Annotated in this window: 17 protein-coding genes; 11 read left to right on the forward strand and 6 right to left on the reverse strand. The window is 54.5% G+C overall.

The genetic code is table 11. The features are described 5' to 3' along the window. The first annotated feature begins 2 nt into the window (after window positions 1–2). The 7 genes from B0O95_RS08830 to B0O95_RS08860 all read left to right on the forward strand — a co-directional run bounded on the left by B0O95_RS08830 (window position 3) and on the right by B0O95_RS08860 (window position 5384). On the forward strand, window positions 3–836 hold the full coding sequence (locus tag B0O95_RS08830) for a baseplate hub protein (RefSeq protein ID WP_233203256.1): 834 nt from the start codon (window positions 3–5) through the stop codon (window positions 834–836). Further along, window positions 833–1507: a Gp138 family membrane-puncturing spike protein gene (locus B0O95_RS08835; RefSeq protein ID WP_104077566.1), complete on the forward strand. Its 675-nt coding sequence runs from the start codon at window positions 833–835 to the stop codon at window positions 1505–1507. Before B0O95_RS08830 ends, B0O95_RS08835 begins: the two co-directional genes overlap by 4 nt. Then, complete coding sequence (locus B0O95_RS08840; protein ID WP_104077567.1) at window positions 1504–1851, forward strand: hypothetical protein; 348 nt, start codon at window positions 1504–1506, stop codon at window positions 1849–1851. The genes B0O95_RS08835 and B0O95_RS08840 overlap by 4 nt, the downstream gene beginning before the upstream one ends. After that, complete coding sequence (locus B0O95_RS08845) at window positions 1844–3043, forward strand: baseplate J/gp47 family protein (protein ID WP_104077568.1); 1200 nt, start codon at window positions 1844–1846, stop codon at window positions 3041–3043. The genes B0O95_RS08840 and B0O95_RS08845 overlap by 8 nt, the downstream gene beginning before the upstream one ends. A 218-nt stretch (window positions 3044–3261) precedes the next feature. Then, complete coding sequence (locus tag B0O95_RS08850) at window positions 3262–3942, forward strand: DUF2612 domain-containing protein (protein ID WP_233203257.1); 681 nt, start codon at window positions 3262–3264, stop codon at window positions 3940–3942. Window positions 3943–3945: 3 nt separating this feature from the next. Continuing rightward, on the forward strand, window positions 3946–5025 hold the full coding sequence (locus B0O95_RS08855) for a hypothetical protein (protein WP_104077570.1): 1080 nt from the start codon (window positions 3946–3948) through the stop codon (window positions 5023–5025). Continuing rightward, window positions 5022–5384, forward strand: coding sequence for a hypothetical protein (locus tag B0O95_RS08860; RefSeq protein ID WP_104077571.1), 363 nt, complete (start codon window positions 5022–5024; stop codon window positions 5382–5384). Before B0O95_RS08855 ends, B0O95_RS08860 begins: the two co-directional genes overlap by 4 nt. 6 nt (window positions 5385–5390) lie before the next feature. Here the strand turns inward: B0O95_RS08860 and B0O95_RS08865 are convergent, their stop codons facing one another. The 4 genes from B0O95_RS08865 to B0O95_RS08885 all read right to left on the reverse strand — a co-directional run bounded on the left by B0O95_RS08865 (window position 5391) and on the right by B0O95_RS08885 (window position 8950). Next, window positions 5391–6404, reverse strand: coding sequence for an acyltransferase (locus B0O95_RS08865; RefSeq protein WP_146064040.1), 1014 nt, complete (start codon window positions 6402–6404; stop codon window positions 5391–5393). Between the two features lie 412 nt (window positions 6405–6816). Beyond that, window positions 6817–7629 carry a 2OG-Fe(II) oxygenase gene (locus tag B0O95_RS08870; RefSeq protein ID WP_104077573.1) on the reverse strand — a complete coding sequence of 271 codons (813 nt, stop codon included), beginning with the start codon at window positions 7627–7629 and terminating at the stop codon, window positions 6817–6819. 752 nt (window positions 7630–8381) lie between these two features. Beyond that, window positions 8382–8681, reverse strand: a complete 300-nt coding sequence (locus B0O95_RS08880) for an addiction module antidote protein (RefSeq protein ID WP_104077574.1) — start codon at window positions 8679–8681, stop codon at window positions 8382–8384. After that, the gene (locus tag B0O95_RS08885) at window positions 8678–8950 is read right to left on the reverse strand and encodes a type II toxin-antitoxin system RelE/ParE family toxin (protein ID WP_104077575.1); all 273 of its coding nucleotides are present in this window, start codon (window positions 8948–8950) and stop codon (window positions 8678–8680) included. Before B0O95_RS08885 ends, B0O95_RS08880 begins: the two co-directional genes overlap by 4 nt. Window positions 8951–9048: 98 nt before the next feature. Between B0O95_RS08885 and B0O95_RS08890 the strand changes: the two genes are divergently transcribed. After that, window positions 9049–9474 (forward strand): glycoside hydrolase family protein, encoded by a 426-nt coding sequence (locus tag B0O95_RS08890; protein ID WP_104077576.1) that lies wholly within the window; start codon window positions 9049–9051, stop codon window positions 9472–9474. Next, window positions 9474–9785 (forward strand): phage holin family protein, encoded by a 312-nt coding sequence (locus B0O95_RS08895; RefSeq protein ID WP_104077577.1) that lies wholly within the window; start codon window positions 9474–9476, stop codon window positions 9783–9785. The genes B0O95_RS08890 and B0O95_RS08895 overlap by 1 nt, the downstream gene beginning before the upstream one ends. Window positions 9786–9832: 47 nt before the next feature. Here the strand turns inward: B0O95_RS08895 and B0O95_RS08900 are convergent, their stop codons facing one another. Together B0O95_RS08900 and B0O95_RS08905 are read right to left on the reverse strand one after the other, a co-directional pair. Beyond that, entirely contained in the window at window positions 9833–10237 is a 405-nt protein-coding gene (locus tag B0O95_RS08900; protein ID WP_104077578.1) for a type II toxin-antitoxin system death-on-curing family toxin, read from the reverse strand. Between the two features lie 3 nt (window positions 10238–10240). Beyond that, window positions 10241–10441, reverse strand: coding sequence for a hypothetical protein (locus B0O95_RS08905; RefSeq protein WP_076784843.1), 201 nt, complete (start codon window positions 10439–10441; stop codon window positions 10241–10243). A gap of 1 nt (window position 10442) precedes the next feature. Between B0O95_RS08905 and B0O95_RS08910 the strand changes: the two genes are divergently transcribed. After that, window positions 10443–11111 carry a lysis system spanin subunit gene (locus B0O95_RS08910; RefSeq protein WP_332908561.1) on the forward strand — a complete coding sequence of 223 codons (669 nt, stop codon included), beginning with the start codon at window positions 10443–10445 and terminating at the stop codon, window positions 11109–11111. 214 nt (window positions 11112–11325) lie between these two features. Beyond that, entirely contained in the window at window positions 11326–12699 is a 1374-nt protein-coding gene (locus tag B0O95_RS08915; RefSeq protein ID WP_104077579.1) for a hypothetical protein, read from the forward strand. Window positions 12700–13095: the final 396 nt, after the last annotated feature.

Genomic DNA, 13095 nt, shown 5'->3' on the forward strand with positions numbered 1-13095 from the left:
CAATGAATGAACTCGATCCGCGCATTGTGCGCCTGGGCATCGAAATGAACGGCAAACTGAAAACATATGACGATCTTGCGATTAGTGCAACCGGCTCCAAGTTCGCAAATGCACTGCAAAATGAAGCCGAGATTCGTGTTTCGAATCTATCCAAAGCGGATCGCGAATACCTATTGACGGAAACCAGTCCGTTCAACCTGAATCGCACGCCCAAGCGCATTGTGCTGGATGCAGGCCGACGTTCCACTGGAGCAGCGCGTGTGTTTGTCGGTGACATTTCCAGTTGCATCCCATCTCAACCGCCGGACATCACGCTAACGTTCAAGTCATCGACCGGGCAATTTCAAAAGGGCAACATCCTTGCGCGCAGTCAGGCTGGCGCCGCTCCGCTGTCCACCATCGCAAAGCAGGTAGCAAGTGATCTTGGACTGACACTGCGCTTTGAGGCCACAGACAAAAACATTGCTAACTACGCATTTGCCGGAGGCGCACTGAAACAGGTGGATCGGCTTGGCGAAGCCGGCGGCGTGAACGCCTATGTTGATGACCACACGCTGATCGTGAAAAACGACAACGTCGCGTTGAGCGGCGAGGCGCGTGTGTTAAGCGAAGCCACGGGCATGGTCGGCACTCCCGAAATCACTGAGCAGGGCATCAAGGTCAAGTATTTGTTCGATACCACGACCCGCCTGGGCGGCGCATTGACCATCGACAGCAAGTTGAACCCGGCTGCGAGCGGCCATTACGTCATCTTCAAGCTGAACTTCGAGCTAGCTAACCGTGACACTCCGTTCTACTGGATCGCGCAGGCCAAACGTGCAGGTACCCGCCGATGAGTGACTACACCATCCCGAGTCATGATCCCGCGAACACAGGGGGACTAGCGGGCACGCTGCGCGAAGTGTTCAAGAAGCTGATGCAGGGCGTCGATGACATGCTGCCTGCAAAGATTGTCGGCTATGACCGCAGACGCAATGTCGCAACAGTGCAACCGCAGATCATGATGCTGACCACCGAGAACCGGACGTTATCCCGGCCGCCATTGGCCCGTGTGCCCGTGCTCGCGCTGGGCGGCGGCGGCTTTGTGATGTCGTTTCCGCTCAAACCGGGCAACACTGGCTGGATCAAGGCCAGCGACCGCGATATTTCGCTGTATCTGCAATCGGGTGGTGAGGTTGGGCCTAATACACAGCGACTGCATTCGTTTGCCGACGGCCTGTTCATCCCTGATGTGATGCACGGCTACACGTTGGCCGATGAAGATAAAGCGAATGCTGTCCTGCAAAGCGCGGATGGCTTGGTACGCGTCGCACTCTGGTCGGACAAGCTTAAGCTGACTGCGCCAATGGTCGAATTCGATGCGGCGAATGTGCACTGTACGGGTAATCTTACCGCCGACGGGCGCGTGACCGGACGCGGCGGTGTGACTTTCGGCGAAACACCGGCCGAAACACACCGGCATGACGGCGTTCAACGCGGCAGCGACACCAGTGGAGGTCCGGTTTGAAGAGCCTTGCAACGAATCAACGCAATGACCTGTTCATCAACGCTGACGGAAACCTTGCCATCGCGCGCGATATCGAGGCGGTCAAGCAGGACTGCCAGCACGCGATGCAAGCCCAACTGGGTGAAATGGTGCTCGCGCTGGACCGCGGGATGCCCACGCGAGAGCTAGTGTGGCACAACACAAACCTGGTGCAGTTCGAAGCCTACGCGCGCCAGACGCTGCGCGCGGTAGGTGGCGTGGTCGATGTCACCGCCTTCGACATGGCAATCGTGGACGGTGCGCTGTGCTACAGCGCGACTATTCAAACTGTTTTTGGCGTGTCTAAGCTAAAGAGCCATGGCTGAACCCTACGACTATTTGACTCATGCCGGCGTAATTGTGCCCGACACAGCGGTGGTGCTCGATACGGTGCGCAATGAATGGCGTGGCGTATTGGGCGACGATCTGTCGGTGGCGGATGAAACGCCTCAGGGCGTGCTTATTACGGCTGATGCGCTGGGCCGCAACAGCGTGATTCGTAACAATGCGGCACTCGCCAACCAGATCAACCCGAACGAGGCGGGCGGCGTATTTCTAGATGCGATCTGTGCGTTGACTGGACTTGGACGCGCGAAAGCCCAGCGTTCGACCATCGCCGATGTCGAGGTGACCGGCATCCCGAATACAGTGATCCGCCAAGGGTTGCGTGCACGCACCGAGGCGGGCGACCTGTTCGAGACAACGGAAACGGTTGTGCTGGCGCGGGATGGAAAGGCAACGGTTGGCTTTCGCTCTGTGGAGTACGGCCCCGTTGCTGCGCCTGCCGGCACGTTGCGGCACATTGTCGATAGCGTCTTGGGGTGGGAAGCCGTCCATAACCCCGAAAACGCGAAGCTTGGGCGAGGCCGGCAATCCGATGCCAGTCTGCGCAGGCTGCGAAAACAGACGCTTGCGCTGCAAGGCGTATCCCTCTGTGAAGCAATCACCTCCGCGCTCTACGCAACGGAAGGGGTGCAAAGCCTGCAATTTCGCGAGAACACCGAGAGCACTGCGCAAGTCATCGATGGCGTAGTCATGAAGCCACACTCGATTTGGGTGTGCATCGATGGCGGGACAGACGCCGATATTGCACAAGCGCTGTTGAAGAGCAAAAGCGCTGGCGCAGGCTGGAATGGTACGGTGCAAGTCAATGCAGTTGACCCGGCTTCGGGCCAATCATATCGCGTTCGGTTCGATCGTCCGATACGGCGCGACTTTCTCGCGCGCGTCACGGTACGCGCCGCCTCGTCGGTCGCCGACCCACAAGTTGCCGTGCGTGACGCCATTCTTGCCTACTCGGAAAAACGCGTTGAAGGTGAGACGGGTTTTACGGTTGGCACCAGCGTGTCACCGTTTGAACTGGCCGCAGCCGTCAATCGCTATGTACCGGGCCTCTACGTGCAGCGGCTCGAAGTCTCCCTCCTGTCGCCAATCGATTACGTGACGACTGAGATCCCGCTGGGAATTTTTGAGAAGGCAACGATTGCGCCGTCAGGCATCCAGGTCATCGTTGTGTAGTCACACCGAGCAGCATTGAGAAAGGCGAAAGCCCCGAACCGTTAGCAGCGGTCGGGGCTTTCTTGCATCCACCCGTTGGAAAAGGCAACGAGGAGAGCTTGTGAATAAGTATACGACATTCTTGAGAGCGCTGAAAATGATCTCGGACGAGCTGAAACCATCCCGCTATTGGTCTATCTGGTTCATCGCATTCCTGATCGCGGCATCGACCTTTGTGCATGCAATTCGCTGGTGGTAAGTCAATGAGAATCCAGGCATTCGATTTTTCCGTCGATTTGCTGCAAGCGTTGCTCTGGCAGTACAACGACGCGGACAATCTGCGCGGGCTGCTGGAGTGCAAGCAGGCATGGTACGAACAGAATCACACCGCTTTTTGGGAGAACTGGATTCGCGATGTCTTTGACTTGCGCACGGCAAACGACTTTGGGCTGTCGGTCTGGGCGGAAATTCTTGGTGTACCGCTTGCTGTCACTGTAGACCCGACCAAGCCAGACACGCCCGTTTTGGGATTCGGTGGATCCAACCGAAATTTCGGGCATGGTGGTTTTGGCTGCAAGTCTTCCTCGACAGTGGGGCTCACTGTCGAGCAGAAGCGCACTGTGCTGCGGCTGCGCTATTTCCAGCTCGTCTCACGTGGCACGATCCCCGAAATCAACCAGTTTATGAAGATGCTGCTGGGTGACCAAGGACAAGTTTATGTGCTCGACCCGAATGACATGACTTATGTCGTTTATGTTTTTACATTTCAGCCCAATCCTGGGCTGACCTTCGTGCTCGACACCTATGATCTGCTGCCGCGCCCAGCAGGCGTTGGCGTGCGCCGGATTGTTGTCAACCGGCCGTCGTTTGGCTTCGGTGAGTACAACAAGAATTTTGAACACGGAACTTTTCCGGAGTAAGACATGCAACAAAAATTTTTTGTCAAACCGTTTGCTGTGGCAGGCGACCGTGAGACGGTGCCGGACGAGATCCAGACTACTGGCGATGTCAGTTATGAGCAGGGCTACGGCTATGACTACCAACGCGACCAAGCAATTGATCCACTGGCTAAGCCGATTGAGCGCAACAAGCATAATGCTATCTTGCACGACATCACTGAGGCGGTGCAGCAGTATCAGGTTTTTGGGACGCCAGAGTGGATCACGGCGGAGGACAACGGTGGCATTGCTTATCCCTATGCCCACCGCGCGCGTGTGCGGTATCGGGCAAGCGAGACGGACCCCTGGGACGTGTACGAGTCGCTCGTGGATAACAACACGACCGAGCCGAGCGACGCGACGAAATGGGCCATAGTTGTGTCGGCGGTTGCGTCATCGGAGCAAGCGGTTACTGGCACCGACAACAACACGATCATGACTCCGCTACGCGTCGCTCAAACCCTAACGCAATACGCGACACAAGATTGGGTAAATAAAAACGCTGTCCAAACTGAGCGAGACGGCACAATCTACAAGCTTACGACCAACAACGAGAAAAACTCAGCATGGGTCACTGTTGGTCCGAATAACCTTGGTCGGATCTGGACGGATAGGGATTTTGATCCGGGCGTCTTCTTTAAGAAGGATGGAAGTGTTGCAATGACGGGCGGCGTCAATATGAACGGTCAGCCGATCTATAATCTTCCGGCCCCGATTAACGGTGCAGACGCAGCTACAGTGAACTGGACGCATGTGAATTTTCAACCGAAAGGGCACTATACGATTGCCGATACGGGAGGAACTATCGGCTTTGGTTGGGTAAGCGGTGAAGGTCTAACGGCTAGGATCGACGGGACATACTACGGAAGAGTGTGGACGCGCTCGCAGTTTGATCCACTGACCTACGGCGCGATTGGATGTACTGGAATTAGCGGTGTGAATGGAAATCCAGGGAACATCTACACTGGATCCGATGTCAACATGCCAAATGGAACATGGCTTTGTACTGCAAACGTTCCGCTCCCAAGCGGTGGCTGGTTATGTTCATATGTGAGGATCGCATGACGGAAAACTTGAGTGTTGAACAGCCGAAGGCTGTTGAAAATGTATATGTTGAGGTGAAAAATTTGCGATGGGGAAACAAGGAGAGGACCACGGTACTCGCTGATGTGCTGCTGCCACGCCTGGCTAGAAATTATGGTTTTGTGCCAATGGAACTAAACCAGGACTACGATACCTCGGAAGGCCGCGATATTTGGAAGCGCGTGAAGGCCGGGGAATTCGGAAAGGTTGGTCCCTGCGCCGAAGTAACGCAGAGTACTGCCACTCCCGAAGTAGTAGACCCCTTAAAGAAACTGAAGTCCTTCCTCGCCTCTAATCCAGATGTCGCGGCAATCATTAATGGGACAAATACGCCTCGATAGAATTGCCTATTCGACGAGCTTTCGTAGCAGTGGGACTCGATGTAACCCTCGCCAAATGAGATAGGAGCCGGCCATGACAAGGAACCCTGTGATAATGGCTTTTGTGAGTGGCGATGTATCCCAAGTGGTGCTTTGCTTAGCCAGCACCATTACGATTGAAAGGTGCAAAAGATAGATTCCAAAGCTCGCTCGCGCGAGATTCTCAACGCAGCGGGCAAGGAATCTCTGGGATACATAAGCACGTTTGCAGAGAAGGAAGACTAAAATTGCTGGAATTAGGATTAGAGGCGAGTCATACCACATGAACCCATCCCCATTATTAAGGTTGTTTTTTGCCAAATACAACTGTGCGGCCAATATCGATGCTACACAGATAGAGAATAAGGCGGAGAGATATTTAGTGGAAATGCTCGTCAGCGATCCACGGACAACGACTGCATAACCGATAAGTAAATATATCGGGTATAAGGCCAGAGTTTCACGTATCCGACTACTGTAGCAGCCTCCATATACTGCTGTGTGATACGCAGAGGGAATGATCTCGATGGCTATGAGTAATCCAATGACCAGCCAAATTGCATTTGTGCGTAGGCGCTCGACAATTCGCCCTATGAATGGCGCGGCAAGATATAAAGCCATTATGACATTCATATACCAGAGATGGTATGCTGGCCAATATCTGCTCTTGAGGATTTGATCAGCAATCTGTTGCCACGGGGGAAGTGGAGTGGTGAACAGTTTGCTATCTAGAAATACGTATCCCCAAGTATAAATAAAAGTTATCGCGACAAATTGAGGAATTCGACGGCGATAAAACGTCAGCGGAGTCGTAGCTGCCGCGCCAGGCAAGACCAGCGCCCCAGTGAGCATGAGAAAGATTGGAACTCCGAGTCTCCCGATCCAATGAAGTAACGTGAATACGACCCATTGGCCCAAACCAGGGATTGGACCGGTCATAAAAGTATCGACGGAATGGAGGAAAACTACGACGCATATTGCGAATGCGCGGGCGATGTCCATCCAGGCAATCCGATAGCCTTGGGGTAGAGAGGCTTGAGTCTGCTTAATTATCTGTGGGGTAATTTTCACAATCGGTTTCTCAACTCAATGCAAATCGCCTTGCAACCCATGGCTGCACCGCCTCGACGAGAAGTGAGGTCAGGACAGCATCTGGTTCGAGATCACGCTTGTAAGCTCTTCGTTGATAAGTATGAACGTGTCGAGCCTCATGAAAGGCACTATAAGGCGTGTAGCGTTATTGTACAGGTGCAAACAACCAACGTCGCTCTTTTAGTGTATGTTAGGATTTTATCCGTGCGCATGCGACTGATGAATTCATAAAGTCGGAACATCAATCGTCACCTATCCAGGTACTTTAAAATTTGAGCGCAGAAATCACGTAACTGCGCTCAACTTGAAATCAATTATCAAGCTAGTCTTTTTTATAGACATGCTTTGTTTTGGTCACACCTTTTGGAATAACGGTGCGAATTAACCCTCTGATTGCAGCGTCAGCCTGAAGCATCAAATCACGAATCGGTTCATCCGGCCGCCCGCGAAAAGAAGTTGGGTGAAAATAATCTACGTCTCCAACCGGACGAGATGAAAAATAGTAGTTTGAGATACAGCATCGGGATTGATCACAAAGGCTCTTCGACACCGAATGCCAAGAGTGTTGATTTGTCACCATCACAACAAGGCGATTGAATTTGCTTACAATTGTTGTGGGCTTTGCCTTTGTGCCATCCGGCCATAATTCAAGGTTGCCGCCATTTTCCAACCTCCATTTTGGGGAAACGTAATACAGAAGGTTCAGTGAGCGATAACGCTTTCTATCCTTGTCATGGGAGTTATCAAGATGCGGGTTCAGAAAGTGACCACATCCCATCATTGAGATACCGCCAGCATATAAATGCTCGTCTGGTTGTAAAGCATGAAGACCTGTTATTTCGGCAATCAGCGCAACCACTTCGGGCTGCTGAAACGCAAATGTGATTTCTTCGAGAAGTGGCGCGTGTTTATCCATCTGAGAAGAAACGTACTTGAACTCTCTAATGCTCTTGCGAAGCATCATCGTTGACGGATCTGGGAATGCCCCCCGAATCTGCATTGCCACGTCGACAGGCAGCATGTCATCGACGTAGAAGTGATTGATGGGGGCCGTTGTTTTCCATTGTTGGCAAGACGCGTGCAAGCGGTTCCTGAGCCGATCTGCAAGCAAGGCCCCGAGTTCTTCCCTGTTCATACCGTAGCCACTCCAATCACAAGTTATTTGCCGTCTGAGGATAGCACACGACTTACCGCTGGCTTACCTCAAGCAACATGAATTTATCCGAACCCAGCCCTGCGCTGGATCCGTTCGTTTACTCCCTTGAAGAGGAACAAACATGGCCGAAACGTTCGACATGGCAATGCTTCTGTCAGAATTGAGCCGATGAGGGGCGGCGTTTGAAACCCTACTTGGATACGGTCGGCAAAACCACCATCGGTGTCGGAAGAAATTTAACTGATGTCGGAGTCGTTAAGGAATGAGTGCGACTTGCTGCTGGAAAACGATGTGATGCACTCGGTGACGTGGCTCGATCGCCACCTGCCGTGGCGGCGAAGTCTCGATGCGGTACGCCAGTGCGTCATTATCACAATATAGCCTTTACCATGGGCGGCATGTTAGGGCTTATTCAAAAGGCCTATGCCGAACGCGCTGAACTGGCGGGGGGATGAGCCGCAGCAGGAAAAGGACTCCGGTTTCCACCATCACCCCAGCGGAATCCTAGGCGCAAGACAAAGCATATTGGCACCGACGCCATCGTCGTGTGGAGGGTGCTTGTCTTAAGGCCAATGGAGAAGGATATGAGCTGCGCGGCCATCGAAGCCAATCCGATCTGTGAACCATGGACAAGGATGGAAAGCGATACCGGGAACGGTCGGCTCCCGGCTGTCTAATGCGCAAGTAGCCTGAGCTGTCTTTGTGTCTGCGTAAGCCAGTCAACCGACTTGTCACGCGCTCGCCTTCTCAGGCTCAACCGAGAGCCTTACACCAAGCGCATGCAGTAGCTTGACGATTGTCTCGTAACGCGGCTTTGATCCTGGTGACAGCGTTTTGTATATGCTCTCACGGCCTAGTCCTGCTGTCTCTGCGACCTTCGCAATACCGCGAGCTTTCGCAATATCTGAAATTGCCGCTGTGAGTAGATCAGGATCGCCTTCCGCGATAGCGGCATTGAGATAGGCCGCGATCATCTCCTCGCTGTCCAGGTGCTCCGACACGTCAAAACGTGAAATATTGATTTTGCTCATGTCTGGTCCTTGATCGCTTTCCACATGGCTTTCACGCGTTTGATATCGGCCTTTTGCGTTGACTTGTCGCCACCGCAAAGCAGCAAGTATGTTACGCGCCCTTCACGCGCAAAGTAGACTCGGTGACCCAGCCCGACGTTGATCTTCAACTCACCGAAGTTCCCTTGCTCCGCTCGTCTGATCCGCAGGTAGACCGCGGCACGCGCCGTCAAGTCTGTGAGACCGTCAACCCATGCGCTGAATTCTTCGGTAGCGGTGACGGTATTCATGTAAGCATAGTATCCAATTGGATACAAAATAGCAAGAGAATTTTGACTATCAGCCGCTCGTGCGGCTTTTTTGTTTACTGCCTTGAACTGGAACGCACATGAGAGAAACATTCGACATGCCGACGCTTCTGTCGGAGTTGAGCCGCGACGAAGGGCGGCGTTTGAAGCCTTACCTGGATACGGTCGGCAAAACCACGATTGGCGTCGGCCGCAATCTGACTGATGTCGGAATCGCTGAGAGCGAATGCGACTTGCTGCTGGAAAACGATGTGATGCACTCGGTGACGTGGCTCGATCGCCACCTGCCTTGGTGGCGAAGTCTCGATGCGGTACGCCAGCGCGTGCTCATCAATATGGCCTTCAACCTGGGCGGCAAGCTGCTTACGTTTGTGGACACGCTGGCTGCAATGCAGCGCGGTGATTATGCGAAGGCGGCCAACGGCATGCTCGCATCAAAGTGGGCCACACAAGTCGGCGCTCGCGCATACCGTCTTGCGACCATGATGCGCACCGGAGCAAGTTGATGCAACTCGATGAACACGAAAAAAATGTACTAGCGTTGGCCGTCATCGGCGCAATACTCGGGCTGGGCAAGCTGCTTGCCAATGGCGAGCGGGTCAGGCCGCGACTGGTGGTGGGCCGTGCCATTGTCGGTGCGGGACTGTCGATGAGTGCTGGTGCAGTCTTGACGGCATTCCCCGACTTATCTCCGACAGGGCTAGTGGGCACCGCGTCGCTGTTTGGCATCCTTGGGCAAAATGCGCTTGAGGCGGTCGTCCAAAAGTTCGTCGGGCGAATGCCGGCCGGGCGGGGCGGAGGCAAGGATGCTCAGTAAGGCGGTGTCAACAGCCACTTGGAATTGACACACTGTAAGAGAGCGGATCAGGCCAGCGGGAACAGGTAGAGCGCGACGAGGTAGTCGCGCAGCAGCGAGTGGTCAATCGCGCCTTCGGCTGCGCCCACCATGAGTTCAGCCAGATGGATTTCGCTCTGCTCGGAGGCGGCGGGAATAACATAGCCATTCTCCCTGAGAAATTCTAGTGTGCAGCTTAGAGCGGTGCGCTTGGTGCCGTCATTAAAGGCATGGGCTCGCGCAATGGCGACCGCATACATTGCAGCGATCGCGAACGCATCGTCCATTTCTTCACTTTCGTAATGGAGGCGGTTGTCAATGCGAGCCAATGCGGCATCCACGGCACCGGGGCCGCCGCCAGAGAATCCGGACAGGCCGCCCTCGGCGCGCAAGACATTGTCGTGAGCGGCAATCAAATATTCGGCGCTGAGCATGGGTCAGTGGTCCTTGAGGATTTTGAAGGCAAGGGCATGCTCCCTGAGCACGTAATCCAGGCCTTCCTGAACCCTCTGGCGGCCTTCAGGTGTGGACATGACCTGGGTCATATCCACAATGGGTTTTTTGGGCATCTGTGCGTAACGGAGTCGCGCCTCTTCGATCTGTTCTGCACTGAAGCCCTCGATGAGTTTGTGTTTCACGATGCATATCCTAAAGTGGGCGGCAAAAGTTACATTTTACCCGTCAGCTATCGAGATGCTCAAAGCGAAACGTTTCAGAATCGGAACCCATTTAAATGAAACTAAACATGACAGTTGCGTTTTCATTGCCATGCTGATCAAACCTTCCTGCTCGCTTGTTGCGGCTGTCATCGCTGCCATGCTCTCGGGTGTCGGTGTGTCAATTTACTACCGTGTTCGCCTCGCGCACGCGCATGCCGAAGCCGCAGCTGTTCGCGAGCGACACGCCCTTGACTTAAAAGCCATTTCCGATGCTACATTGGCCGCTGAGCGCAAGGCAGCGGAGAACCGCCAAGCCGCAGCGCAAAGGATCGAAGCCCTGGATGCCCAACTGACGAAGGAACGCCAAGCCCATGAAACCGACAGCCGTCGTTACCGTGCTGCTCTTGCCGCTGGCACTGAGCGGCTGCGTGTCGCCGTCCGCGACTGTTCAACCCGTGGCGACGATCTGTCCGGATCTGCCAGCACCGCCAGCGTGGGCGATGGAGCCGCCGCCTACGCAGACCTCGACTCAGCGACTGCGCAACGCGTTTTCGCCGTCGCCGCCGACGACCAGCGAGAAATAGACAAGCTTCGTGCGCTCCAGCGCTACGTGTGTACGGTGCGACCAGCGACGGCAGGATGTAGCTAAGCCCGCGCCATCACTTATTGGAGCCGTATGTCGTTCGGTTAGCTTGCCTACATTGTCAATGTGCGATATAGCAGTCCCGTTTGTTGACATTACTTTATCCGCCAGAAGTCTAGCTTTCGCTGTCCATTGCTGTGCTAATCCGTCCGCTTTCCGCTAGCCTGCTGCGCAGCAGCGCTTCGCACTGCGTGTGTCGGACCTCTTGCTGAGCTTGTGAATGGACTTTGATCTGAATGCCGCTTTAAACGACTATAGCGCCTACATCCGCGCATTGGAGTCGTGCCCGCAACCCGCCGCGTCGGTGCCACCGCCACGGCAGCCGCCAAGCAGCGCTTTAGCTAACACGTCGGCCAGCCGGCCCACGACATATCATGACCTGCCGCCCGAACTGATTGAGCGGATCGGTGACTACGTGCCCGTTCAAGACGTGAAAAATTTTTCAGTAGTCGATCGTCGCACGTATCATGCGATGCAAACCAGGCGGTTAGTCTACAGCTACTGGCAACAAGCCAACCAAGCCGTAAGTCTCGCATCAGTCAACCAACTGCTCAATGAGATGGATGGCACGCTCGCCGATCCGGCGCAGCACGTCGAGCCGATTGAGGCGTTGCGCCAGCGTCTGCAAACATTGCCGGAGGCCGAGCAAGGCGAGGCGTTCAAGCGATTGTTCGCAGCCGCGCAGCGCATTCCGAAGCATGGGTTACCAATACAAAAGGCGCTGATGCTGATGTTTCGTTATTTGCCATGGTATCAGCGTCTTGAAGTATTTGACTTCGCTCACGCCTTAGTGGCACAGCGCGGGCCTGAGCAGGACAATGTCTGGCCGGCACTGGCGATTGGATTGATCGATTTCAACATCGGCTCACCGGAGTTCATCGAGCGTTATCAGGCGCTCTTGGCGCGGCTGCCGTCGCTGAACGTGTCCCAGCAAGCGGAGCTGATTTCGGTCTTGGTCGGGCTACTGGGGCATTTGCATTCGGATAGGGCACACCCGAGTAAATCCGCGCAGTACGCGTTTTTGTGCGAACAGGCTCTACGCCTTCCACCCGCTTATCAGGGTGTGGCAGTTGGCGCGTTGGCGAAAAGCACATGGGTCTTGCCGAAAACGGAGCAGTCCATGCGTTACGCGCAAATGCGCGACTTAGCTTTATCGCTGCCAGACGAGCAGTGGGGAATCGCATTGCGCCATTTGCCTGTGGCGGGAATCGAGGCGTTGCCACCTGACCAACATGCACAAGAGTTGGCCTTGTTCGAGCGCCATTTGGCGCGTGTGCCAGCGGCGCAGCGTGAGGGGGCGGCGCTCGGATTGCTGTCTAGTATTCGTTATCTGGATGAGGCGCTGTCGCAGCGAGTATGGCCGCAAGGGTTGGATCTAATCAATGGCAGGGGCGAAGCGGCGTTATTGCGTCTGCTCACCGGGCTTCAGACATATTCTGTGTTCCGGACCATTAACGATCAAAAATTGCTATTCGCCAAGGCTCAGGTCATCAAGTTTATGGAAGCCAATCGTTTCTCTGAGGCGGTCCGTGCACGCATCCTAGACAGTGTTCGAAATTGGAACTTTCCATGGCTCAGGCATGAGCCATCTTAACGGAAGCGGTGCGCAGAGTTGGTTGTGGCGATCGGCTCATCAGGGCCCTTAACACGAGTTGACACGTGTGTTTATTTCGTTTAATTGGTTAGTGTTTCGCGTTGCTAGCTTGTTGCGTCAGTCGGGTGGATACATTGGAGCCGTAAACCTTTTTTTGGAGGCGCTTCAATGGATCCGTCATCGTCACGCATTTCTACCCCGACTGTTACTTACCCGCCGTCCATACAGACAGGCAGTTCGAGTGTTCCTCTACACCAGCCTTCGCAGGCGACCCGTCAAGTTGCATCCGGACCGCTCACTAAGAGTCGCTAACGCAACCTGGACGTCAGGCCGTAAGGCGCGTATCCTGAGGTCATGGCAAGACGCAAAATCAGCAATGAATTGTGGGCGGTGCTA

It is taken from the genome of Mycetohabitans endofungorum (assembly GCF_002927045.1).
GTDB classification, from domain to species: domain Bacteria; phylum Pseudomonadota; class Gammaproteobacteria; order Burkholderiales; family Burkholderiaceae; genus Mycetohabitans; species Mycetohabitans endofungorum.